General features: G+C 57.9%; 25 protein-coding genes. 9 read left to right on the forward strand and 16 right to left on the reverse strand.

Features of this window, described 5'->3' with window-relative positions; translation table 11 throughout:
- Positions 1-39: 39 nt before the first annotated feature.
- A complete protein-coding gene (locus FIU92_RS14490; RefSeq protein WP_152459279.1) occupies positions 40-702 on the reverse strand; it encodes a DsbA family protein in 663 nt (220 codons plus the stop codon).
- Between the two features lie 13 nt (positions 703-715).
- On the reverse strand, positions 716-1,222 hold the full coding sequence (locus FIU92_RS14495; protein WP_152459280.1) for a DUF721 domain-containing protein: 507 nt from the start codon (positions 1,220-1,222) through the stop codon (positions 716-718).
- Between the two features lie 150 nt (positions 1,223-1,372).
- Between FIU92_RS14495 and FIU92_RS14500 the strand changes: the two genes are divergently transcribed.
- Both FIU92_RS14500 and FIU92_RS14505 read left to right on the forward strand, forming a co-directional pair.
- The gene (locus FIU92_RS14500) at positions 1,373-2,359 is read left to right on the forward strand and encodes an A/G-specific adenine glycosylase (RefSeq protein ID WP_371419751.1); all 987 of its coding nucleotides are present in this window, start codon (positions 1,373-1,375) and stop codon (positions 2,357-2,359) included.
- A 61-nt stretch (positions 2,360-2,420) separates the two neighbouring features.
- Positions 2,421-3,557, forward strand: a complete 1,137-nt coding sequence (locus tag FIU92_RS14505) for an alkane 1-monooxygenase (RefSeq protein ID WP_152459282.1) — start codon at positions 2,421-2,423, stop codon at positions 3,555-3,557.
- Between the two features lie 79 nt (positions 3,558-3,636).
- Here FIU92_RS14505 and FIU92_RS14510 read toward each other — a convergent pair whose 3' ends face one another.
- The 4 genes from FIU92_RS14510 to FIU92_RS14525 all read right to left on the reverse strand — a co-directional run bounded on the left by FIU92_RS14510 (position 3,637) and on the right by FIU92_RS14525 (position 7,555).
- Positions 3,637-5,019, reverse strand: a complete 1,383-nt coding sequence (locus FIU92_RS14510; protein ID WP_152459283.1) for an adenylate/guanylate cyclase domain-containing protein — start codon at positions 5,017-5,019, stop codon at positions 3,637-3,639.
- A gap of 140 nt (positions 5,020-5,159) precedes the next feature.
- Positions 5,160-6,260 (reverse strand): site-specific DNA-methyltransferase, encoded by a 1,101-nt coding sequence (locus FIU92_RS14515; RefSeq protein ID WP_152459284.1) that lies wholly within the window; start codon positions 6,258-6,260, stop codon positions 5,160-5,162.
- Between the two features lie 107 nt (positions 6,261-6,367).
- Positions 6,368-6,985 carry a ribonuclease HII gene (locus tag FIU92_RS14520; RefSeq protein WP_152459285.1) on the reverse strand — a complete coding sequence of 206 codons (618 nt, stop codon included), beginning with the start codon at positions 6,983-6,985 and terminating at the stop codon, positions 6,368-6,370.
- A 111-nt stretch (positions 6,986-7,096) separates the two neighbouring features.
- Positions 7,097-7,555, reverse strand: a complete 459-nt coding sequence (locus FIU92_RS14525; protein WP_152459286.1) for a hypothetical protein — start codon at positions 7,553-7,555, stop codon at positions 7,097-7,099.
- Between the two features lie 176 nt (positions 7,556-7,731).
- On the opposite strand from FIU92_RS14525, the gene FIU92_RS14530 reads away from it, so the two are divergent.
- The 3 genes from FIU92_RS14530 to FIU92_RS14540 all read left to right on the forward strand — a co-directional run bounded on the left by FIU92_RS14530 (position 7,732) and on the right by FIU92_RS14540 (position 10,373).
- Complete coding sequence (locus tag FIU92_RS14530; protein WP_152459287.1) at positions 7,732-8,019, forward strand: hypothetical protein; 288 nt, start codon at positions 7,732-7,734, stop codon at positions 8,017-8,019.
- The gene (locus FIU92_RS14535) at positions 7,991-8,692 is read left to right on the forward strand and encodes a helix-turn-helix domain-containing protein (protein ID WP_152459288.1); all 702 of its coding nucleotides are present in this window, start codon (positions 7,991-7,993) and stop codon (positions 8,690-8,692) included. Before FIU92_RS14530 ends, FIU92_RS14535 begins: the two co-directional genes overlap by 29 nt.
- 106 nt (positions 8,693-8,798) lie before the next feature.
- Positions 8,799-10,373 (forward strand): DUF427 domain-containing protein, encoded by a 1,575-nt coding sequence (locus FIU92_RS14540; RefSeq protein ID WP_152459289.1) that lies wholly within the window; start codon positions 8,799-8,801, stop codon positions 10,371-10,373.
- A gap of 100 nt (positions 10,374-10,473) precedes the next feature.
- On the opposite strand, the gene FIU92_RS14545 is transcribed toward FIU92_RS14540, so the two are convergent.
- The 4 genes from FIU92_RS14545 to FIU92_RS14560 all read right to left on the reverse strand — a co-directional run bounded on the left by FIU92_RS14545 (position 10,474) and on the right by FIU92_RS14560 (position 13,329).
- Complete coding sequence (locus tag FIU92_RS14545) at positions 10,474-11,268, reverse strand: DUF1217 domain-containing protein (protein WP_152459290.1); 795 nt, start codon at positions 11,266-11,268, stop codon at positions 10,474-10,476.
- Positions 11,265-11,666 carry a flagellar biosynthesis repressor FlbT gene (gene flbT / locus FIU92_RS14550; protein ID WP_152459291.1) on the reverse strand — a complete coding sequence of 134 codons (402 nt, stop codon included), beginning with the start codon at positions 11,664-11,666 and terminating at the stop codon, positions 11,265-11,267. Before flbT ends, FIU92_RS14545 begins: the two co-directional genes overlap by 4 nt.
- Positions 11,666-12,040, reverse strand: a complete 375-nt coding sequence (flaF, locus tag FIU92_RS14555) for a flagellar biosynthesis regulator FlaF (protein WP_152459292.1) — start codon at positions 12,038-12,040, stop codon at positions 11,666-11,668. The genes flbT and flaF overlap by 1 nt, the downstream gene beginning before the upstream one ends.
- A 77-nt stretch (positions 12,041-12,117) precedes the next feature.
- Complete coding sequence (locus FIU92_RS14560; protein WP_152459293.1) at positions 12,118-13,329, reverse strand: flagellin; 1,212 nt, start codon at positions 13,327-13,329, stop codon at positions 12,118-12,120.
- On the opposite strand from FIU92_RS14560, the gene FIU92_RS23150 reads away from it, so the two are divergent.
- A complete protein-coding gene (locus FIU92_RS23150; protein ID WP_256367488.1) occupies positions 13,319-13,447 on the forward strand; it encodes a hypothetical protein in 129 nt (42 codons plus the stop codon). The genes FIU92_RS14560 and FIU92_RS23150 overlap by 11 nt on opposite strands.
- Positions 13,448-13,538: 91 nt before the next feature.
- Here the strand turns inward: FIU92_RS23150 and FIU92_RS14565 are convergent, their stop codons facing one another.
- Together FIU92_RS14565 and FIU92_RS14570 are read right to left on the reverse strand one after the other, a co-directional pair.
- Positions 13,539-13,898, reverse strand: coding sequence for a flagellar biosynthesis protein FlgN (locus tag FIU92_RS14565; RefSeq protein WP_152459294.1), 360 nt, complete (start codon positions 13,896-13,898; stop codon positions 13,539-13,541).
- Entirely contained in the window at positions 13,888-14,163 is a 276-nt protein-coding gene (locus tag FIU92_RS14570) for a rod-binding protein (RefSeq protein ID WP_152459295.1), read from the reverse strand. The genes FIU92_RS14565 and FIU92_RS14570 overlap by 11 nt, the downstream gene beginning before the upstream one ends.
- Positions 14,164-14,273: 110 nt before the next feature.
- Between FIU92_RS14570 and FIU92_RS14575 the strand changes: the two genes are divergently transcribed.
- From FIU92_RS14575 to FIU92_RS14585, 3 genes are read left to right on the forward strand one after another with little or no spacing between them, the layout of a single operon-like run.
- Positions 14,274-15,497: a flagellar hook-length control protein FliK gene (locus FIU92_RS14575; RefSeq protein ID WP_152459296.1), complete on the forward strand. Its 1,224-nt coding sequence runs from the start codon at positions 14,274-14,276 to the stop codon at positions 15,495-15,497.
- Positions 15,498-15,500: 3 nt separating this feature from the next.
- Complete coding sequence (locus FIU92_RS14580; RefSeq protein WP_152459297.1) at positions 15,501-16,163, forward strand: flagellar hook capping FlgD N-terminal domain-containing protein; 663 nt, start codon at positions 15,501-15,503, stop codon at positions 16,161-16,163.
- A gap of 53 nt (positions 16,164-16,216) precedes the next feature.
- A complete protein-coding gene (locus FIU92_RS14585) occupies positions 16,217-17,083 on the forward strand; it encodes a phosphotransferase (protein ID WP_152459298.1) in 867 nt (288 codons plus the stop codon).
- Between the two features lie 9 nt (positions 17,084-17,092).
- Here FIU92_RS14585 and FIU92_RS14590 read toward each other — a convergent pair whose 3' ends face one another.
- Genes FIU92_RS14590 through FIU92_RS14605 form a run of 4 tightly spaced genes read right to left on the reverse strand, consistent with a single transcriptional unit; the run spans position 17,093 to position 21,223 of the window.
- Positions 17,093-18,394 (reverse strand): FAD-binding oxidoreductase, encoded by a 1,302-nt coding sequence (locus FIU92_RS14590; RefSeq protein ID WP_152459299.1) that lies wholly within the window; start codon positions 18,392-18,394, stop codon positions 17,093-17,095.
- Positions 18,391-19,209: an ABC transporter permease gene (locus tag FIU92_RS14595; protein WP_152459300.1), complete on the reverse strand. Its 819-nt coding sequence runs from the start codon at positions 19,207-19,209 to the stop codon at positions 18,391-18,393. Before FIU92_RS14595 ends, FIU92_RS14590 begins: the two co-directional genes overlap by 4 nt.
- Entirely contained in the window at positions 19,206-20,096 is an 891-nt protein-coding gene (locus FIU92_RS14600; RefSeq protein WP_152459301.1) for an ABC transporter permease subunit, read from the reverse strand. Before FIU92_RS14600 ends, FIU92_RS14595 begins: the two co-directional genes overlap by 4 nt.
- Entirely contained in the window at positions 20,096-21,223 is a 1,128-nt protein-coding gene (locus FIU92_RS14605; protein WP_152459302.1) for an ABC transporter ATP-binding protein, read from the reverse strand. The genes FIU92_RS14600 and FIU92_RS14605 overlap by 1 nt, the downstream gene beginning before the upstream one ends.
- Positions 21,224-21,232: the final 9 nt, after the last annotated feature.

The raw sequence follows: 21,232 nt of genomic DNA on the forward strand, positions 1-21,232 counted from the left end.
GCCCGGTCGGCCCACGCAGGGCCAACCGGAAAAGGGTGTTTAGCCACCCAGTTCGTCTTCGATCAGCTTTTTGAAGTCAGCGTAGGACTGGTTGTCGACCTTCTTGCCGTTCACCACAAATGATGGCGTCGCCTGGATGCCATCACGCTCGGCGTTTTCCTGATACCACGCAGCCAATGTCCGCGCCTTGGTACCGTCTTGCAGGCAAGCCTCAAGCTGATCGCCATCGATGCCGGCCAAACGACCGATTTTGCGCAGCTCGTCCACGATCTCGGCCGGACCACCTGCGCGTGTCCATTCTGCCTGCCCTTCATAGATCAGGTCTGTGATACCGAAGAACTTTTCGGGGCCAGCGCAGCGTGCAACCATCGATGCCCAAAGGCCGTAGCGGTCAAAATACACCTCACGATAGGTAAACTTTACCTTGCCGGTGTCGATGAAGTCTTTCTTGAGTTGTTTGAAGGCGCCCTGATGGAAACTCGCGCAATGCGGGCAGGTATAGGAGGCATATTCGATGATTTCGACAGGTGCATCCTCGGCGCCCAGCACCATTTCGACGATCGTCGAAGTATCCAGGTCCGCCTCCTGCGCTGCGGCGGCACTGACCAGTGGAACGGTGACATTGGTGTTCGACCCTGTCAGCCAATAGCCGCCAGCGGCCACGGCGACGGCCGCACAGATTACGGTTGCAATACGGCTCATTTTCAGCCCTTTCTCAGCGTTTCTGTTTGGATAAAACGTTGCGCCCGAGACGTTCAAGAGCCGCGCGCAAATCTTCATCATGTACATCGCGTGACATTTTGTCGGCCTCGGTGGCAATGTCAGGCGCAATCTGGGGTTTGGCTTGCTTCGGCTTGTGGTCGAAACTGGCCTGCCCCTCGGCAAATCCGGTCGGAGCGGTCTGGGTGATACGGACACGGCTGATGGCGTTATAGCCATAGACCGCGTTTACCTTGCCGCGCAGCTGTTCCTTCTGCATTTCCAGCATCGGAGCCTGTGGCCCGGTCGTCAACACGGTCAGGGTGGCACCAAATCCGCCCTTGCCATAACCCACTTTGACCGGGCGCGCGATGGCGGCGGTTTCCTGGCCGACAATCTCGGCCCAGTGGGTCAAAAGCCGTGACACGGCAAACCCCCGGCTTTCCCCGGCGCGCCGGATCTGATCGTTCAGCAAGGATGCGGTGCGTTTGAACCCGCGGGTCGAAGAACGTCTGCGTTGCATCTGGTTTCCTGCTCCTACACCTCTATTGTACTGGGCAGACCACCATGTGCCAGCGAAACCCGACCGGGAGTTGAATAAAACTTGCGTGACTCTGCTGAAATCATCGTCAGTGATGCGTTGCTGGAATGGTACGACCGCCACGCCCGCGAAATGCCATGGCGCATCGGTCCGGCAGATCGCGCCGCCGGGATGCGCCCCGACCCCTATCGGGTCTGGCTGTCCGAAGTGATGTTGCAGCAAACTACAGTTGCCGCCGTTCGCGACTATTTCCTGCGCTTCACCACCCGCTGGCCCACGGTTCAGGCTCTGGCCGCCGCACCCGACGATCAGGTCATGGGGGAATGGGCCGGGCTTGGCTATTACGCCCGCGCCCGCAATCTTTTGAAATGCGCCCGTGCCGTCACGCAGGACTACGATGGCCGGTTTCCCGACAGCTTAGAAGCGCTGCTGAACCTACCCGGCATAGGCCCCTATACCGCCGCAGCGATCTCGGCCATAGCGTTTGATCGGCCTGAAACCGTGCTGGACGGAAACGTCGAGCGTGTCATGGCCCGGCTCCATGACATTCACGATCCGCTACCCGGGTCCAAACCCCTGCTGAAGGAAAAGGCGTCGGCCCTGACCCCGGCCATACGTCCGGGCGATTACGCGCAGGCCGTCATGGATTTGGGGGCAACCATCTGCACGCCGAAGTCGCCGGCATGTGGCATTTGCCCCCTGCGTGACCCCTGTCAGAGCCGCGTCGCAGGCACCCAAGCCGACCTGCCACGAAAAACACCCAAAAAGCCCAAACCCACGCGCTATGGGCACGTGTATGTTGCGCAAAGCGCAGACGGGGCCATGGTGCTGGAACGCCGGCCTGACAAAGGTTTGCTGGGCGGAATGCTGGGCTGGCCCGGATCAGAGTGGAACGATGCCCCGGCCGAACGGCCTCCATTCCCTGCGAATTGGACGATGTTGCCGGGCGAAGTGCGCCATACGTTTACGCATTTCCACCTGATTTTGCGGATCTGGACCACAGATGCCGCCGATCACGACATACCCGAACATCTGACAGTTGTAGACAAACACAGCTTCAGGCCCGGCGACCTGCCAACCGTGATGCGCAAGGCCTATGATCTTTGGCGAGGACAATAAGTCCGCTGTGCAAGTCTTCGGGCCATGGCTAGGATATCTCCGTAAAGTCGGAGCAGAAAAGATGATCGCAACAGGCAAATTGTCCCGCTGGCAATCTGCATCCCCTTTCTGGGTGTCGCTGCTGCTGATTCCGCTGGTCTGGTTTTCAGCTGCTACCGGTGGATGGTCACTGCTGCTGGTTCCTGCCGCAACCTGGTGGGCTTTTGCAGTGCTGGACCGGATCACCGGGCTCAACACTCAAAACGCCGACCCCGAGACCCCGGACACGGCGCTGCAATGGTACATATTGCTGACAAAACTCTGGGCCCCGATCCAGTTCGTTACCCTTTTTGGTCTCATCTGGTACGCAACCCACGGCACCCATCTGTCAACGCTTGAGAAAATCGGCCTCTTCTTTGGCACGGGCGTCATTTCGGGCACGATTGGGATCAATTACAGCCACGAGTTGATGCACCAGAAAAGCCGCTTGGAACGCTGGCTGGGGGACATCCTTCTTGCCATGGTGCTGTATTCTCATTTTCGGTCCGAGCACCTGTTGGTCCATCACCGCCATGTTGGCACCCCGCGCGATCCGGTAACGGCGCGCTACAACGAAGGTTTCCATCGCTTCTATCCCCGCGTTCTGTGGCAATGCTGGGTTTCGGCCTTCAACGCCGAGCGCAACAAGCTGGCCCGCATCGACAGACCGTGGACAGATCGTTCAAACCCGTTCTGGCGGTACTGGGCGCTGCAAGGTGGGATGCTGGCACTGGCTGGCCTGATCGGAGGATGGTCCGGCGTGGCGCTGTTTCTGCTTCAGGCTGGTGTCGCGATCTGGCAGCTCGAGCTGGTCAATTATGTCGAGCATTACGGCCTGACCCGAAAACACCTGGGCGAGGGACGGTACGAGCATGTCCTGCCACGCCATTCCTGGAATGCCTCGCAGAAAGCTTCGAACTGGTTGCTGATCAATCTTCAGCGCCATTCGGACCACCATTACAAACCCAATCGCCGGTTTCCGCTGCTGCAACATCACGCGTCGGACATGGCACCGCAATTGCCCTATGGCTATCCCGTCATGACCGTGTTCGCCATGATCCCTCCGCTGTGGCGGCGGGTCATGAACCCGCGCGTTCGCGCGTGGCGGCGCCACTACTATCCCGAGATCACCGACTGGCACCCCTACAACAAATCTTTGAACCCCATGCCCAAAGCGTGATCGCAGCGCGCACAGGCGCGCTGCTTGGCCCAACTGTCAGCACTGCATCTGCGATGCTGTTCTGACGGGCGGGAGGCCCTCAGCTTTTCATCACCCAGACATCCATCGGCGCCTCGACCCCTCGCACGGGTTGGTCGCGACAGGCAACAAAACCGGCCATGACCTCCGGCGCCTGCGGGTTTTCTTGCTCAACCCGCAGGCGTACGGCATCGCTGACAACGATACGCGCCTTGAATTCACGCGTCAGTGCCTCAAGCTTAGCCGCCACATTGACCGCATCGCCAATCACCGCGAATTCCAACCGGTTGGCACCGATATCCCCAAGTACGACCGAGCCGTAATGCACCCCAACGCCGACATGGATTTCGGGCTCTCCCACCCTGCGACGTTCCAGATTCCAACGGTCGATCACACCCACCATCGCACGCGCGCAGTCCAGGGCATTGCTCGCGTCCAGGGGCGTTGGCACCGGAGTGCCGAAGGTCGCCATCAAACCGTCGCCCAGATACTTGTCCAAGGTCCCGTGGTGCCGGAATACCTCGGTTTCCATACGGGCATGAAACCCGCGCAGAACCTCGATCACTTCATAGGGATCCCGCCCGGCGGCGTATTTGGTGAACCCGACGATATCGATGAACAGAACGGCCACATCTTCTTTGCGGACCTGTTTCAGCGGCTCATCGTTCTGGCTCAGCTCATCCACCACATTGGGCGAGAAATACCGCGACAGGTTGGCCCGTTCCCGTTCCAACCCCGCGTTGTTCATCAACAATTGATTGAGACGCCGCATCGAAATGCCCAGCGTCACCGCGACCATTATGAATACGATCACTTGCTGGATACGTTGAGGGACCATGAAACTGTTTGGATCCAACAGCTCGGCAACATCCGGATAGCCTTGCAAGGCCTCTGCAACCTTTTCGCTGATCCCCGGAATCGGCGTTGCCACCCACGAGGCAACGATCCAACCGATCGTCCACATCAATGCCGTCCACGAACCGATGGCAATGACCGTGCGCCAGGAATAGGCCAGGGTTCCGGCCGCCAGGATGACGAAAAAGTACTGAAAATTGTCGAACCGGTATTGCATGGCCAGAGGGCGGACATCGTCACTGAACGGGTTGGGCACGATCATTCCTAGGGTCATGATCAGCAGATCCACGAAGATCAAAAGAAGCTCGACCCGCGATTGCCCCACCCGACCGGAACGGCGGATCAGCCAACCGTTGGCGCAGATCAGCAGCAGAATGAAGTGATACCAAAGCACCTCCCATTGCGGGTTCAGGAAAACCAGAAGAACCCCGGTCAGTGCCATCGCCACCCAGCGCGCGCGGACGGCCAGTTCCAACCCTTCACGCTTGTGCCGCTCCAACGCGGCCTCGGTGTATTTGTTGTCCAGATCGAACGTGTCAGGTTCCGTGAAAAACAGACTGCGGCGGGGCTGCGCGGTTGTCTCGGTCATGGCCGTGATCTTTCTTGCAGTGTCAGGATCAACAACATGCAATCACTGTTGATCCGAAAACAAAAGACCCCGCCGTAGGATCGGCGGGGCAAGGCGTAGTGCCTTGTGTCAGGCCACAGGCACCGGCGGTGTTCTTTGTATCAGTTCATCTCGGCCCGGATCTGCTGGCGCAGAACGTCGATCGGAACCGTTTTGCCGTCACGCTTGAAGCACCAATAGGTCCAGCCATTGCAGGACGGCGCATTTTCCAGATGGGCGCCCACCTGATGGATCGAGCCTTTGACGTTGTCACCGACCAATGTGCCATCGGCCCGGACTTTGGCCTTGTGACGCCGGTTCATGGAATAAAGTTCTTCGCCCGGGCGCAGCATCCCACGCTCGACCAGCTGGCCGAAGGGAACGCGGGGTTCGGCGCGCTTGCTGGCGCTGACTTCCAGAGCCTCACGATCGAACTTGCGGACCTTGGCAATGCGCTTCTCGGCCACCTTGCGGTAGCTTTCCTCGCGTTCGATACCAATGAATTCGCGGCCCAGCATCTTGGCGACGGCTCCGGTCGTTCCGGTGCCGAAGAACGGATCCAGCACCACGTCACCGGGGTTGGTCGAGCCGATCAGAACACGGTGCAGCAGTGATTCCGGCTTTTGCGTCGGGTGTGCCTTGTCACCGTTTTCATCCTTCAGACGTTCATGCCCGGTGCAGATCGGCAGCACCCAGTCGCTGCGCATCTGCACGCCTTCGTTCAGGGCCTTCAGCGCCTCATAGTTGAAGGTGTACTTGGCACCTTCGCGCTTGGAAGCCCAGATCATCGTCTCATGCGCGTTGGTAAAACGTTTGCCGCGGAAGTTGGGCATCGGGTTTGACTTGCGCCAGACCACATCGTTCAGAATCCAATAGCCCTCGTCCTGCAAGGCCGAACCCACACGGAAGATGTTGTGGTAAGAGCCGATCACCCAGATCGCACCATTTGGCTTGAGCAGACGGCGCGCCGCCTTCAACCACGCGCGGGTGAATTGGTCATAGGCACCAAAGCTGGAAAACTGATCCCAGTGATCATCCACCGCATCCACCTGAGAATTGTCCGGGCGATGCAGCTGACCTTTCAACTGCAAATTATAGGGCGGATCCGCAAAAATCAGGTCAACGGATGCCTCGGGAAGACTGTTCATCACTTCGATGCAGTCCCCGGATAGAATCGTGTTTAAAGGGGGCGCTATTGCGCCCTTTTTGGTGGTTGTCGTCATATCACTGCCTCAAGTGTCCACGGCGCTTTTGCGCTCATTTGGTTGAGACAAGGATGAGTCAAAGACGAATCGGCGTCAATTTCTTTTTTGAATCAGCGACTTACGATTTACTCTTGATACAAGATATTGTGCACCGGCTTGAACGAACGTCTATGGTGTGGGGTCACGCCAAGATTTTGCAGTGCTTCCTTGTGTTGTTTTGACGGATAACCGGCGTTGGTTTCCCATCCATATCCCGGATGCTGTTGCGCCAAATCCACCATCACCTGATCGCGCCAGTTTTTTGCAAGGATCGACGCGGCTGCAATCGACACCGATCGGGCGTCCCCCTTCACGACGGCCTGCGACGGGATTTTCAGGCCGCGTGGAATCATGTTCCCGTCGATCAGCAGGAAATCAGGGGCCGGCGACAGAGCCTCGACCGCGCGCAGCATCGCCAGATGCGATGCCCTGAGGATGTTGATCTCGTCAATCTCGGCGACCGAGGCTTCGGCCACGGCAAACTCGGCGCTGTGCCGGATCTCGGTATCCAGCGCGACCCGACGTCTGGCCGTCAGCTTCTTGGAATCATTCAACCCTTCGGGGATGGTCTGTGGGTTCAGGATCACCGCTGCCGCGACGACCGGGCCGGCCAAAGGGCCGCGCCCGACCTCATCCACCCCCGCGATACGGCAATGGCCCCGGTCCAGCAGCGCCTGTTCAAGTTCGAAATCTGGTTTTGTCATCCTTTTGGAAAACCGTGTTTCACACAGCGCCGCAAGAAAAAAGAGAGAGGGCAGCCAACACCGCCCTCTCTCACGCGGCGCGTCTTTGGCGCCGCTCCTGCTCAACCGGTGTTACTGGTAAACGACACGGTATCCTTTCTGGCGCAGGCACGCGGGTTCGTATGCCCGCTTGACCTTTTGGCCATTCCAGAAACCGACTTTGCACTCTTGCGGCAGGCTATTGGCATGTTTGTAGTGCTTCTTGAGGCATTTCGGCCCAAGCAGCGGATGATCCTGAGAATACCCGTTGAATGTGCGCAGGCAGCGCTGGGGAAGATCATAGCGCGCCACGCGCGGCGGCAGAGGGCGCACAGGCTGCGGCGTGTAAGGTGCCGGGGTATAGGTCTGATGGCGAGTCGCCCGATCCTTTTTCTTTTCCTTGTTGTAATAGTGAACCCCGGCCCCGATGAGCGCGATGGCCGCCAGCCCGCCAAGAATGTCCTTTGCGTCCGCAGCCCGTGCCTGAGACGCAGAAACCCCGGTTATTGCAACCGCGGTCGCAACGATGAAAGCGATGAATTTCCTGTGCATGATGCGTGTCCTTCATAGTGTTTGGGCGACCGTGTGACGGAGCGCGTCCTGATTGCCCTGACACTGGGGGCGACCGGTCCAGACAAGCAATAACAGCCCGGTGTTATCGGATATCAGAGCCCGCAAACCCCTTGGGTTATTGAATATCGCGGCAACTCATGCGCAGGATGCGGCCTATGAAACAGATCCTCTCTTCTCTGACCTTTGCGGCCCTGATATCGCTTGGCTCTGCTGCGTCTGCGGCGGATTGCTATGCGGATTACAAGGCCAAGAAAGACAACCCGTTGCGTCTGCACTATGGGGTCATTCAGGTCTCGAACTGCGACAAGGGCCAGGCCCAGGCAGAAATCGCCCAGCGCCTGAGCGCGTCAGGCTGGACCTTGCTTGAAGTGCAGTCCGTTTTCGGGCCGGAAGGGTTGGATCAGAGGAAAGGCAATGCCGGAAAATTCTATCTCCGTTTCTGACGCACGCCGGTCGGGGGTCCGTCTGGTCGTGCTGGGCGTCGCAGCCATTGTCGCCATTCTGATCACCGCCGCCGTTTTCCTGTTCTGGACCCTGCCGGACGCCAACGCATTCAACGCGCGGGTCGAGCGATTGTTCATCGAGACCGATCTGACCTCGCAAACCGAAATCCGGTTGCTTGAAATTCTGGCCCAGTCCGGCACCGCCTTCGCCGACACCCTGTCCAGTTATCGGATGGTGATCTATGTGCTGCTGGTTTTTGCCTGCGCCATGATGGCCTCGGCGTTGGTCTTTCTGGTTATGCTGGTACTGCTGAACCGACGCATGGCGCAGATCGAACGCACCGGCATTCAGGTGACCTCGTTGCTGATCAGCCGCGAGGAAAACACCGTCTACCTCAACAACATGGATTTCAAACTCACGCCCGCCGCCATGGAAACCCTGTCTGTTCTGGCTGAATCCCGGCTGGATGATGAGGTTTTGTCCGGCGCCCAGATCGAGGCGATGATTTCCGGCCGCAATGAGGCCGATTGCGACGAAGCCGCAGGCGCGACGCGGATCAAACGGTTGCGGGATGCGCTTGGCAACCAGATGGTAAGTGAACTTCTGGTCAAGAACATCGCCAAAAAAGGGTACATGCTGTCCATCGAAAAAGACGTGATACAAATGGTCTGAGCCTTGCTGCATGACCGTATGCGTTGGCACTTTTCCCTTCTGCGCCTCTTGGAATGTGGGATGCAAAGCCCCATTCTAGAAAAAACCCAGGCAAGGGAGGTCGCATATGAACGTCCACGCCGCACCAAAAATCAATGGGTATGGAATCTCGGTTGAATCGCTGAATGGCAGAATTGCCATTTACCGCAATGATGTGCTTTTGGCTGAAAGCAAAGATGCCAAGGTCATGTATGAAACGCGCCTGCCGCCCACGATCTATGTTCCCCGCGCGGATGTCTGTGTTGATCTGAGCGAAGAAACAGACCTGCAAACATTCTGCCCGTTCAAAGGCACTGCCACGTATCACGACATCAATCTGGGGTCCGAAAACCTGGCCAATTCTGTCTGGGCCTATGAAGAAGCCCTGCCCGAAAGCGCGGCCATTCAAGGCTGTATCGGCTTCGTGCCCGATGCCTATACGAAAATCGATCTGGGCGACAACCGCCTTCGCGAACCAGAAGACGGCAACATCAGCGGCCCCCTGATCGATTGGTTGATGCGTGGTGCTTCGACCGCGGCAACGCCCGAAAGCTTTACCAAAGCGCTGGCCGAAAAGATGCTGGAGCACGGCATCGCAATACAAAGGCTGAGCATTCTGGCCTGGTCCCTTCACCCCCTGATCGCGGGAAAACACTATATCTGGGAAAAAGATGAAGAAGAGATTCTGACCCGGGCTCCGACATACGAAATCTATGATCACCCAGCTTTCATCAACAGCCCCTTGCGGCATGTCTCGAACGGCCTGGGTGGCGTGCGGCAAAGGTTGAATGATGAAAACCCGCAAAACAGCTTCCCGATCATGGAGGATCTGCGGGCCAAGGGCGCAACAGATTACGTGGCCATGCCCTTGCCGTTTTCCGACGGGCGCACCAATGTTCTGACGCTGACCTGCGATCACCCGGACGGGTTTACCACCGAAAATCTGGGCCTTGTCTTTGAATGTTCCTCGGTAATCGCCCGTTTCTACGAGGTGTTCATGCAGCGCGAAAACGCGCAGGTCCTGCTGGAAACCTATGTCGGCAAACGCACCGGCGCGCGCGTATTGGGCGGCGAAATCAGGAGGGGTGACGGGGATGAGATCGACGCCGCCATCATGTTCTGCGACCTCCGTAATTCAACGAGCCTGGAAGAGAAGCTGGGCCGGGGCGAGTATATCAATCTCCTGAACGAGTTCTTTGAAACGGTCTCGGGCATTGTTCATGACAACAACGGAGAAGTCCTGAAGTTCATTGGCGACGCTGTTCTGGCCGTTTTCCCGGCAACGGACGAGGATGCCAGTACGGCCCGCACCAATGCCCAGCGCTCGGCGATCAAAATCGTCGAAACTTTGGGAGAGCTGCGCAAAGAAGGTACGGACAGGCATTGCGACTGTTCGATCGGCGTCGCGTATGGGCGTGTCACCTACGGCAATGTGGGATCTCGCGAACGGCTTGATTTCACAGTTATCGGTCAGGCCGCAAACGTCGCCGCACGTTTGGGCGAGTTCGGCAAGTCGCAAGGGCACCGCATTGTCGTTTCAGAAGACATCGAACCGGCCTGTTCCAATGCTGTACCGCTGGGAGACGTCAATCTGCACAACGTGTCCCGACCCGTCAGATCATATGCTTTGCGAACCGCAGCCGATGAGATTCTGAACGGTTGAGGCCTTTCGTTGCAGTTCTGAAGAAAACCGCATTGCCTTGATCAGCGTGACGCCCTTGCGATCATGCTTCACCGACCACTTCGATCTGGAGGCGTTCTGCTCAAACGGCCCCCAACAAGATCAATGCGGTCTGCGCCGGCGAGATCGTGTTCTGAAGTTGCGCAATCTGACTTCTGGCCAAATAGGTGTCGGTCAGTTTCTCGATGGACTTTGGGTTCGAAAACTGTGCCAGATCCTCCGAGCCGGTCAGTTTGAGCAACCTAGCCTTGAACTCGACGAGTTGTTTGTCAATGTCCAGCTGCGCAAAGGATGACGGCAGTCCAAGTGCCGTTTCCATCATGCTGCGCAAAGGGGGCAGCCCCATAAGATCAAACCACTTTGTGTCTGCGCTTGAGGTCCTGTTGGCAAGATCCGAAAGCTCTCGTTGTGCATAGAGCGAAATACGCATCGTTTCATCCGACTCGCCAACGGCAATTTCAAACCGGGCCGTCAAATTGGCCTGGGCGATTTGCTCCATGTCGGACGTCAGAGCGGTTTTTCGGACAGCACCGGGACCAAACCCAAAGGCGTCAGAAAATTCCCGGTATCGCTTGTCGGCCAATCGATTGGACAACGCGTCATCCGCCTGTGTCCCATCCTCGAGGATTTTGCGTATGAAAAACCGGTTGTCCAAATCTCCTTCCAAGCCGAACGCACCCAAAGCGACCTGCAACAACCTGCGATCCGACACCAGCTGTTCGGCGGATTGGATTTTTCCGATGTTGTCCAGAAAAAACTTTGTCTCTCTTTCATTCGCAGCTGACGACGAAAAACTCTGGAGCTGGCTTTCATAGGTACGTTGCAAGAACCGCCAGCCCACGATTCCACCGCTTGGGATGACGGGCTGGAATGTCATTGCTGATAAGCCATCAGCCGCTCTTCGCGCGGCAGAAGCGAGCGAAGCGATTTGAGGCACTTGTAATAATGCTCTGCAACCAGGGCATCCGTGGCTTCGGCCAAGACCCGGCGGCTATCTGCATCCGTAAAAACCTGGCTCAGCTCTTCCACGCGGCGCAACAATTGCTGACGTGCTTGGCCAGGTTCGATGTCCCCCGACAATACAAGCTGCGCGGCATAACAGACGCGGCGCACCGGCGTATTCACCTCATCCGGATGAATCGCGTCCCGCAGTCGAAGAACATTCGCCTGTGGCGTCATGATCGAAAACCGGCCGCGGCGATCGCCGTTCTCAATCACGACCCCGTTGATCAGAACCCTTTCTTTCGGGGCAAGCTTCAGGACCAGACCACTCATCAAGTTGCCCTCATCTGGCGCAATCCGCGCAATACAGCCGTGTTGATTTCCACCAACGGTTCAACGGTTGCGCCGTCTCCCAGAACGCGGCTGCTGTGTTGTTCGGTGAATTCGGCAAGGTAGAAGATCCTGGCTCTCAGGTCGTTGGGCAGGGCATTCTCGGAATCGGCAACGCCGTTGGCGAGCACCCCCCACAGCCGCCGGTTTTCGTGCACGGCCTTTACAAAGCCCGAAAAATCCGTTGCCTTTTGTGCCGTTGCCGCCTTCAAGCGCCGTGTGATCCTTGAAATCGCTTCGTATTCCGTGTCTCGAGGCGTCCGAGTCGGCGCGGCGGTTTGCGCATAGGTTTGATGGGCTAGGGTTTGCGGTGTCACTTGAAATCCTTCCAAAGGGCCGTCATCAGGCAGTCATTGATGGGGCGCGAAGACCGCGCCCCAACCGATTTCGCGAATTAGCGGAACAGCGACAGAATCGACTGCGGTGCCTGATTGGCGATCGAAAGCGACTGTGTCGCCAACTGTTGCTGAACCTGAAGCGCCTGCAACCGCGCCGAAGTCTCTTCCATGTCCGCGTCGACCAGCGACCCGATGCCTGACTTGAACGAGTCGGACAGGTTCGAGATGAACTCTTTCTGAGTTTCGATCCGGCTTTGAGAGGAACCGAAAGCAGCAGACGCGTCGATCGAAGTATCAATCAGCGACTCAACGGCGGCCAGGGCAGCGGTCGCACCCGCACCGGTCGAAACATCAATGCCGGCCAGCGCGCCCAGACCACCTGCACCGGCGTTCACGAATTGAGCCGAAAACGAAATGTCCGAGCCCGTACCGTTGGTGACAGACAAGGTTCCGGCTGTACCCGAGTCATAATCGACCGTCAGACCGGTAATCCCAAGTTCTTCAATCTTCGATTTCAACCCAACGGCAACCAGATCACCGGTTGTTGTCGCGGCAGCGTCTTCGGCAGACACGGTATAGGATACGACCTGATCGTTGATCGCGACGATGACCTTGTCCCCGGCGGCAAAAACACCGCTGGATTCGTCGGTGACCAGAGCGGTTGCGGCGGTTGCGCCGTTATCAATGGTTGCGCCAACGCGATCGTTGCCTGTCGATGCGCCGGTCGAACCGTCAAAAACTTGCTTGGTGACATAACCACCGGTCGACAGGTTCTGCCCTGCGACGGTGATGGACGACGAGGTCACAGCACCTGTGTTGTCACGATCCAGCGATGCAAGGATCGAAGCGGAACCGGCAGAGCCGTCAACCAGGTTCAGACCATTGAACTGCGCCGCACTGACAACGGACGCGATCTGATCTTTCAGTGCAGTCACATCATCATTGATTTTGCCGCGGTCAACGTTGTCTTCCTGCGCCGCGACAATCTTGCCTTTCATCTGGGTCAGCAGATCAGTGACGGTTTCCGCGGCGTTCCGTGCTACGGCAACGGTCGATTCGCCAAGCGCAAGACTGTCCTTGATGGCGTTGAAACCTTTGACGTCCGACTCCATCACTTTGGAAATCGCCCAAACTGCCGAGTTGTCCTTGGCCGTCGCGACGTCCTTGCCGGTCGAGATTGCGTTCTGGGTCATCGCCAGGTTTTTGTTGACCGACTTGAGAGTTTGCAGCGCAACCATCGCGCCATTGTTTGTCAGAATGCTGGACATAGCTTTCATCCTTTTCCGTTCGGGCCATTTTGCCCATGTTCACCCCGCACTATTTGCGGGCATTGGTGTCTTTCTGACCTGTGCGACGCGCCGCGTGGCCGTTCGCGCCACCTGTTGATCTCAGGTGCAACACCACTTTTGAGCTCGATCCCCTAACGGAGTGCTAAAGCGCCCGGCCCAGAAATTTCGGATTTGAATCAAACTTCTGCCTATGCCCGCTTTTCCAGCTTTGCCGTGCTGCGCACCGCGAATTCACTTCGCTGTCCGTCTGCACCATAGGTGCTGAATTCCTGCCGAACGCGCCGCAATTCAGCCATTCGGCTGGCGACCGCCCGGATGCCTTCAGCCGCGCTGTTCAGCAGCGCCTGATTGCGCTCGGCTTTCTGTTGAACGCGAATCAGTGCCTCACTTTCCAGCACCTGAAGATCATTGATTGCCCCGATCAGCTTTTCTTTTTCAGGCACCATGCTGGACAAACGGTCCAGATCCCCCTGCACAAGTGCGGCACGTTCCAAATCCAGGACTTCTTCCAAAGACTTGATCAACGCTTTATCGGCCTTAGACGTCATCGGTTTTCTCCATCAGTGACTTGAACAGAATTTCGGAAAGGCCCACGCCGCCGGACCGGGCCAGTTGCTGCGCCTGATGTTGAACAAGCATCGAAGAAAACTGATCCTCACCGGCGCCACCGCCAAAGGACTGACGGGTCTTTCCCACCCCGGCAGATTTCAGCATTTCGGCCAGAAACGCGGCCTCCAGCTCTATGGCGGCGTTTTCCAGCCGGGTCTGGGGTGACTGTGATTGAGATACGTGAGGAAGGGTGGAAACCTTCATGGCATTCTCCGAATTTGCTTCGAACTTTCTCGATCAAAGGTGAAAGCGGTTAAAATAAACGTAACTTCCTACAGGCAGTGTTCCGACCAATCACACGGAGCCGGAGCAAAATGCCCAACCCCCTAACGCTGGCGAACGCAACGCCGACCACACCCGAGAAAGCCGTCACATCTCGTAAGGCTCCGGGCCAAAACACCGGATCGGAGAGCTTTCAGGATGTCCTCGGGCAAGAGGTTGGTGCCACCGGCCACCCAGAAGGCGAAAACGCTGCCATCAGTGCCGAGCTGAAAAATGTCGAAGCAGAGCCCGAGCCTGTGCCGGAGACAACGGCCGAGGCATCTGCAACGGCCCATCCCACCCAGATTTCAGAACGCACCGGCGAACAGAAAACCCCTTCTGCATTCCTCGAAACCCCCGGCTTGGACGAGGTAACGATGATGCCGGTTCGGGTGGCGGAGGTAAATCAAGCACCCTCTGAAACGCCGAACCAATCACCGGCATCGGTACCAATAGGTTTGCCCACGCAAAGCGACACACCTTCCCCGATTCCGGCGCTCTCGCAGAAGGTGCAGGGTCCGACGCCCCAACCTGTGCACGTGACTGCCATGACCGAAATCGGCCAGATGTTTGATCAGCTTGCAAAGCCCAAAGGCACGGTCGAACAAACGGGGGCCGTCCCCCTCCCGCTGGACCCTGAAAAGAAGCCGTTGCCCGAAGTGAACATTCTGACGCCCAAACCGTCAGCGCCTGACCGGGCGCCCTCGGTGGCGCAGCTTCAGCTGATGGCAACTGCCGTCGAAGCCGAACCCGTGGCACCCGTAGTCGAGGCTGAGGCCCTGCCTGCCGCCAGAGAGGAACCTTTGCCGCTGACCTCGCGCGAGTCCGTGCCTCAACTCACGGCTCCGTCCACTGCCGCCCGAGCGGAAATCGCCCGGGCGATTGCTGGTCAGCTGTCGGTAGCCGTCCAGACCCGCACCGGATCAGGAGCAACGGAAATAGCGTTGAATCCGGAAGAGCTTGGACGTGTGTCGATTGTTCTGAACGGCCGGGAGGACGGCCTGCAAATCACCATTGCGACCGAGCGCCCGGAAACCCTCGATTTAATGCGGCGTCATTTATCCGTTCTGACAGAAGAGTTTCAGAAGCTGGGTTATGGGGATCTGAGCTTTGATCTGGGAACCTCTTGGGGTTCTGGCGCACATCAAAAGGATGCAAACGACGCTGACACACAATCCCCTTCACATTCAGAAGCTGCGCCGCATGAACGGATCGATCACACAACTTCCCACACACAGTATCTGGCCTCGGGCCGGGGCATCGACATGAGGTTTTGACAAATGATTACGCCTGTCAACACCACGCAGCCCGTTGCGGATCAACAAAAGGCCGGGGCATCTCAGAATTCCGCGATTACGTCGGACTTTGAGACATTCTTGCTGATGCTAACGGCGCAGGCAAAGAATCAGGATCCGTTGGAGCCGATGGATTCGACCGAATATGCGTCTCAGCTGGCGCAGTTCTCGATGGTCGAGCAACAAGTCCAGACCAATGACCTCTTGTCCAACCTGGCCACCGCATTGGGCGGCACGAAACTGAACGAGCTTGCAAGCTGGGTGGGCATGGACGTCCGCTCGACGTCAGCCTTTCACTTTGACGGCCAGCCCGTGACATTGTTCGCCCAGGCCGACCCTGATGCGGACGCGACGAAATTGGTTATCCGCGACAGTGATGGCACGGTAATCGATAATGTCACCGTGCCCACGACAACCGAGGAGTTTGTTTGGGCCGGAGTGGATTCTTCAGGCAATCCATTGGCATCAGGCAACTACACCGCAACCCTGGAAAGCTACAAGGGCGACAAGTTGCTCTCTGAAAAACCTGTCGCCGCCTACAATCGCGTCGTCGAAGCACAGGTTGGCGACGACGCTGTTTTGCTGACCTTGCAGGGCGGTCAGGTGATTCCCGCAACTCAGGTCACCGCAGTCCGAACAGGTGCTTGATCTGTCGGGCGGGACGGGCCAAACCTTGGCAAATCGACTCGCCATAAGAAGTGATGGAACCTCTGCCCGACCTGCCTGCCCCCCCTCGTGATCTGGTTGACCATCTTCACGCGCAAAGATTGGTCAACGCGCATCCTCGGTTCGCGACCTTGTATGGCGGGCGCACCAACAAGGTGTGGAAGGTCAAGGGCCGCGACAGTGACAAAGTCCTGAAACTCTACAGCACGGCATTACGCAATCCTTTGTTTCGCAATGATGCAGAGTTGGAGGCCCTATGCCTGAAGGCGCTTGGCACCACGGGCTTCGTGCCAAGGCTGCGGGCCACAGGGCAATACAAAGAAGCCCGTTGGGTGTTTTACGACCACGCCCCCGGAGCCCCCTGGCGGCAGGATTCAGCACAGGTTGGCGCCTTGCTGCGCAAGCTTCATACCCTGCCCATTGCCGTCCAGGCGCCAGCCGGATGCAATGGCAGCGCAGACTTGCGCGCTCATGGAAAAAGAATTCTGCAAGGCTGTACGTCAAACGGGCGCGACAAACTCGCTGATTTGCAACCATCAAATTCGGTCGCACCCACGCAACAGACGTGCCTGATCCATGGCGACCCCGTGGCAGGCAATATCCTGGTGGCGACCGGTGGTCTGACCTTGATCGACTGGCAATGCCCGGCCCTGGGCGATCCCTGCGAAGACCTTGCGCTGTTTTTGTCGCCTGCAATGCAGCAGCTTTACCGAGGCTCACCGCTGTCGAAGAAAGAGGAAGACCAGTTTCTTTCGGCCTACGGCAGGCCCGAAATCGTCGCGCGCTATGAACAACTCAGGCCATGGTATGCGTGGCGCATGGCGACGTATTGCCTCTGGCGCGCTGAAAATGGTGCGCCCGATTACGCGACAGGGTTGAACTTGGAAACCGCAATTCTGTAACGCCCCGCCTCATCGCAGGTCGGCCAGCGCCAGCATGGCGTAGGCTGGCGGCATGAGCACACGGCGCCAGCGACCCAAAGGAAACCGACCCGGTGTTTGCATCATCACGACCGGCAGCCTGGCGTCCTGCCCCAGAACCAACCGCGCCAATGCTCGACCGCAATACGTGCCCATGGCGACGCCATTGCCGTGATATGCAAAACCGGCAAACATCCCCGGTTGATCCGGAACGGGGCCGACAAAAGGTGTCAGGGCCCGCGACAGGCACACCAAACCGGACCAGATATGAGTGACCTCGACCGTCGACCAAGCAGGAAACATATGTTTGAAATCCTGCTGAACCTTTCGCCGAATGGCTGCTTCAGCCTCGGCCGATGACCACAGGCCGCCCCGCATACCAAACAGAAAGCGCCCGTCCGGCATCAGGCGGAAATAGTGCAACAGATTGCGCGTATCATAGCACATCTGATCAGATGTCCATCCCTGTGCCATCTGTTCGGTTCGACCAAGGGGTCGCGTTACCATGACGGTCGACTGAGCAGGCATGTATCGTCCGGACATCCAGGCCGGGATATCCTCGCTGGAATAGCCGTTGGTACACACCAAAACCGCCTGCGCTTTGACTGTCCCGCTCTGTGTTTGCAACACAAAGCCGGACGCCGTTTTTTCAACGCTCAGAACCGGGGAATTCCGGAACAGATACGCGCCCATTGCTTCGGCGGCTCGGGCAATCCCAAACAGGTATTTGCGAGGGTTCAACCCGAAACCAACCGGCGATGTGTATCCACCATGAAACGCGCCACCCATGCCCTTCGCGGGCAGGTCTCTGGCTTCGTGCAGGGTTCCCGCCTCGTCGGCATTGCGGCGCAGCATGTCCATCGCCCGCCTGGAATGCGCCAGCTGGGTTTCCCCGCTGGAGTGCGTATCCGCATCGATCTGATGTCGTGCCAGCAGATCGGCGACCAGTCGGACCGATTCCTGTTCCGCTGCCGCATAGTCCAAAGCGGCGTCGCGGCCAAATCGGCGCTGCATGGATGCGTGGCCAAGTTTTGACCCGCCTAGACAGCAAAACCCGCCATTGCGGCCCGAGGCACCCCACCCCGGTGCGCCGGCTTCGAACACCGCAACCGAAGCATTTTCAGCCAAATGCAGGGCAGCCGAAACGCCTGTAAATCCGCCGCCAATGACGGCCACATCCACATGCATGTGGCCTTGGAACTCTGGCCAATCCGGGCTGGCAACAGTTTCGTCCCACCAACAGCCGTCGCGAGGTTCGCTGCCATAGGCGTAGTCTGGAAAAACCCGCTTCATTCGGTGCGCGCTGCGGCCATTTCGTCCTGCTGCTGACGTACCATCGCGCGTTTGGTCACAAGCGAGGCCGTGATTACCCCGACCGTCACCACAGCGATCATGATCGTCGACAACGCGTTGATTTCCGGGCTGACGCCAAGGCGCACGGCCGAGAATATCTTGATCGGCAATGTCGTCGCTGACGGCCCCGAAGTGAAGGATGCAATCACCAGATCATCAAGTGACAAGGTGAAGGCCAGCAACCAGCCCGAGATTACAGCAGGTGCGATGATCGGCAGGGTGACAAGACGGAAGGCTTGCGCGGGCGAACACCCAAGGTCCAGCGCAGCCTCTTCCAGCGAGCGGTCAAAGGTGATGAGGCGCGAGGATACGACAACGGAAACGAAACACATCGAAAAGGTCGTATGCGCCAGAACGATTGTCAGAATACCCCGATCCAGGCCGATGCCGATAAACAGCAAAAGCAGCGACAGGCCGGTGATCACTTCGGGCATGACCAGCGGTGCATAGATCATGCCGGAAAACAGTGTCCGACCAAAGAAACGCCCGCTGCGGACCAGCACATAAGCGGCGGCCGTTCCCAGAATAGTCGCCAGCGTCGACGAAAAGACCGCGACCCGGATCGTGACCCAGGCAGCATCAAGGAACGCTTCGTTCCGAAGCAGCTCTCCGTACCATTTCGTCGAAAACCCGGCCCAGACCGTGACCAGCTTGCTTTCGTTGAAGCTGAAGACGATCAGGATGATCATCGGGATGTACAGAAACGCAAAACCCAGCGTCAGCGAAACCGTGTTGAACCAGCTCAATCTGTTCATCCCTCGGCCTCCGCCTGTTTCTGCTGGTTGCGCTGGAACAGCACGATGGGAATGACGAGGATCAGCAGCAGCACGATGGCCACCGCACTTGCCACCGGCCAGTCACGGTTCGAAAAGAACTCTTCCCACAGAACCTTGCCGATCATCAGCGTACCGGAACCACCCAGAAGGGATGGGATCACGAATTCACCGATCACGGGGATCATCACCAGGAAACACCCTGCAATGATGCCGGGTTTGGACAGCGGGATGGTCACCAGCCAGAAGGCCTGCAAACGCGAACACCCCAGATCCTCGGCCGCTTCGATCAATGATCCGTCCAACCGTTCCAACGCAGAATAGATCGGCAGGATCATGAAAGGCAGATAGGTGTAGACGATGCCGATATAGACGGCAGTTGACGTGTTCAGGATCGTCAGCGGGGTCGAGATGATGCCGGTCCACAGTAAGATCTGGTTGAGATACCCTTCGTTCGACAGAATGCCCATCCAAGCGTAAACCCGGATCAGGAACGAGGTCCAGAAGGGCAGGATGACCAGCATCATCAGTGTCGGTCGCCATTCCTGAGGCGCGCGGGCCATGCCGTAGGCAATGGGATAACCTACCAGCAGTGTCAGGAATGTCGAAATCAAAGCGATCTTGACGCTGGACAGGTAGGCTTTCCAATACAGGTCGTCCTCGGTCAGCCAGACATAATTCTCCAGATCAAGCTGGCTGAAAAACTCCTTTATCCCCGCCCAACCGGCTGACAGGTCCAAAGTCGGGGTATAGGGCGGGATGGCAAGCGCGGTATCCGAAAGCGAAATCTTCAGAACGATGAAGAACGGCACCAGAAACAGGGCCAACAGCCAGACGTAAGGAATGGCGATCAGAACGGCGCGGCGCATCAGTTGGCCAGCAGAACCGCAGCCGTGGCTGTCCAGGACAGCCAGACCGGGTCTTCCCAGGTGAAAGATCGGCGCGAGATGCGGCGGGTGTTGGCCGTCTGCGCCTTGATGATTGTGCCGTTTGCCAATTCAACGTGATAGGTGGACAGATTGCCCAGATAGGCAATGTCGTGAACCTTGCCCTGCACGGCGTTGACCGCATCGACGGGCCGTTCGGCAGAGATTGTCACTTTCTCGGGGCGGATCGCCAGATGGCAGGACTGACCGTCTGAGAAAACAGCAGGCGAAGACGCCGAAAACGGGGCCTGACCTTCGGCCCATGCGATCTGATAGGCGTCCTCTCCGGATGGAGTCGCGCGGCCTTCGATGATGTTCACATCTCCGATAAAGTCAGCGACATAAACAGATTCAGGGTTTTCATAGATCCGATCCGGGGTGGCCACTTGCTTTAACTGGCCCTGATCCATCACCGCGACGCGGGTGGCAACTGTCATCGCCTCTTCCTGATCATGGGTGACGATGACAAAGGTGGTGCCGGTCTTTTCCTGGATATCCATCAATTCGAACTGGGTATCCTGACGCAGCTTCTTGTCCAACGCCCCCAGCGGTTCATCCAGCAGCAGAAGCTTGGGCGCTTTGGCCAACGAGCGCGCCAGCGCGACGCGCTGCCTCTGACCGCCCGAGATCTGATGCGGTTTGCGACGGGCGAACTGTTCCAGCCGGGTCAGGCGCAGCATCTCTTCGACCCGGTCTTCCAGATCGTGCTTGGGCATGTTGTCTCGGCGCAGACCGAAAGCGATGTTTTCCCAGACACTCAGATGCGGGAACAGGGCATAGGACTGGAACATCATGTTCACGGCCCGCTTGTTCGGCGGGATGGGGTCGATATCCTGCCCGCCCAGCAGGATATGGCCTTCGGTCGGGGTCTCGAACCCGGCCAGCATCCGCATCATCGTTGTTTTGCCGCACCCTGAAGGGCCGAGCAGGGCAAAAAACTCACGTTCGAAAATATCCAGAGACAGGTTGTCGATCGCCGTGAACTCGCCAAAGCGCTTGGTCACGTTCTGGAACTGGATCAAGGGTTTCGCCTGTGGGTCATTCCACGGCGCAAAAACGTCAGAACTCAAAGCAGCCCC

This window comes from Ruegeria sp. THAF33, from assembly GCF_009363615.1.
Lineage (GTDB): Bacteria > Pseudomonadota > Alphaproteobacteria > Rhodobacterales > Rhodobacteraceae > Ruegeria.

Coding starts and splice junctions, on each gene's coding strand:
- FIU92_RS14490 (WP_152459279.1), bottom strand. CDS start 702: ATGAGCCGTATTGCAACCGTAATCTGTGCGGCCGTCGCCGTGGCCGCT.
- FIU92_RS14495 (WP_152459280.1), bottom strand. CDS start 1,222: ATGCAACGCAGACGTTCTTCGACCCGCGGGTTCAAACGCACCGCATCC.
- FIU92_RS14500 (WP_371419751.1), top strand. CDS start 1,373: ATGCCATGGCGCATCGGTCCGGCAGATCGCGCCGCCGGGATGCGCCCC.
- FIU92_RS14505 (WP_152459282.1), top strand. CDS start 2,421: ATGATCGCAACAGGCAAATTGTCCCGCTGGCAATCTGCATCCCCTTTC.
- FIU92_RS14510 (WP_152459283.1), bottom strand. CDS start 5,019: ATGACCGAGACAACCGCGCAGCCCCGCCGCAGTCTGTTTTTCACGGAA.
- FIU92_RS14515 (WP_152459284.1), bottom strand. CDS start 6,260: ATGACGACAACCACCAAAAAGGGCGCAATAGCGCCCCCTTTAAACACG.
- FIU92_RS14520 (WP_152459285.1), bottom strand. CDS start 6,985: ATGACAAAACCAGATTTCGAACTTGAACAGGCGCTGCTGGACCGGGGC.
- FIU92_RS14525 (WP_152459286.1), bottom strand. CDS start 7,555: ATGCACAGGAAATTCATCGCTTTCATCGTTGCGACCGCGGTTGCAATA.
- FIU92_RS14530 (WP_152459287.1), top strand. CDS start 7,732: ATGAAACAGATCCTCTCTTCTCTGACCTTTGCGGCCCTGATATCGCTT.
- FIU92_RS14535 (WP_152459288.1), top strand. CDS start 7,991: ATGCCGGAAAATTCTATCTCCGTTTCTGACGCACGCCGGTCGGGGGTC.
- FIU92_RS14540 (WP_152459289.1), top strand. CDS start 8,799: ATGAACGTCCACGCCGCACCAAAAATCAATGGGTATGGAATCTCGGTT.
- FIU92_RS14545 (WP_152459290.1), bottom strand. CDS start 11,268: ATGACATTCCAGCCCGTCATCCCAAGCGGTGGAATCGTGGGCTGGCGG.
- flbT (WP_152459291.1), bottom strand. CDS start 11,666: ATGAGTGGTCTGGTCCTGAAGCTTGCCCCGAAAGAAAGGGTTCTGATC.
- FIU92_RS23150 (WP_256367488.1), top strand. CDS start 13,319: ATGCTGGACATAGCTTTCATCCTTTTCCGTTCGGGCCATTTTGCCCAT.
- FIU92_RS14560 (WP_152459293.1), bottom strand. CDS start 13,329: ATGTCCAGCATTCTGACAAACAATGGCGCGATGGTTGCGCTGCAAACT.
- FIU92_RS14565 (WP_152459294.1), bottom strand. CDS start 13,898: ATGACGTCTAAGGCCGATAAAGCGTTGATCAAGTCTTTGGAAGAAGTC.
- FIU92_RS14570 (WP_152459295.1), bottom strand. CDS start 14,163: ATGAAGGTTTCCACCCTTCCTCACGTATCTCAATCACAGTCACCCCAG.
- FIU92_RS14575 (WP_152459296.1), top strand. CDS start 14,274: ATGCCCAACCCCCTAACGCTGGCGAACGCAACGCCGACCACACCCGAG.
- FIU92_RS14580 (WP_152459297.1), top strand. CDS start 15,501: ATGATTACGCCTGTCAACACCACGCAGCCCGTTGCGGATCAACAAAAG.
- FIU92_RS14585 (WP_152459298.1), top strand. CDS start 16,217: ATGGAACCTCTGCCCGACCTGCCTGCCCCCCCTCGTGATCTGGTTGAC.
- FIU92_RS14590 (WP_152459299.1), bottom strand. CDS start 18,394: ATGAAGCGGGTTTTTCCAGACTACGCCTATGGCAGCGAACCTCGCGAC.
- FIU92_RS14595 (WP_152459300.1), bottom strand. CDS start 19,209: ATGAACAGATTGAGCTGGTTCAACACGGTTTCGCTGACGCTGGGTTTT.
- FIU92_RS14600 (WP_152459301.1), bottom strand. CDS start 20,096: ATGCGCCGCGCCGTTCTGATCGCCATTCCTTACGTCTGGCTGTTGGCC.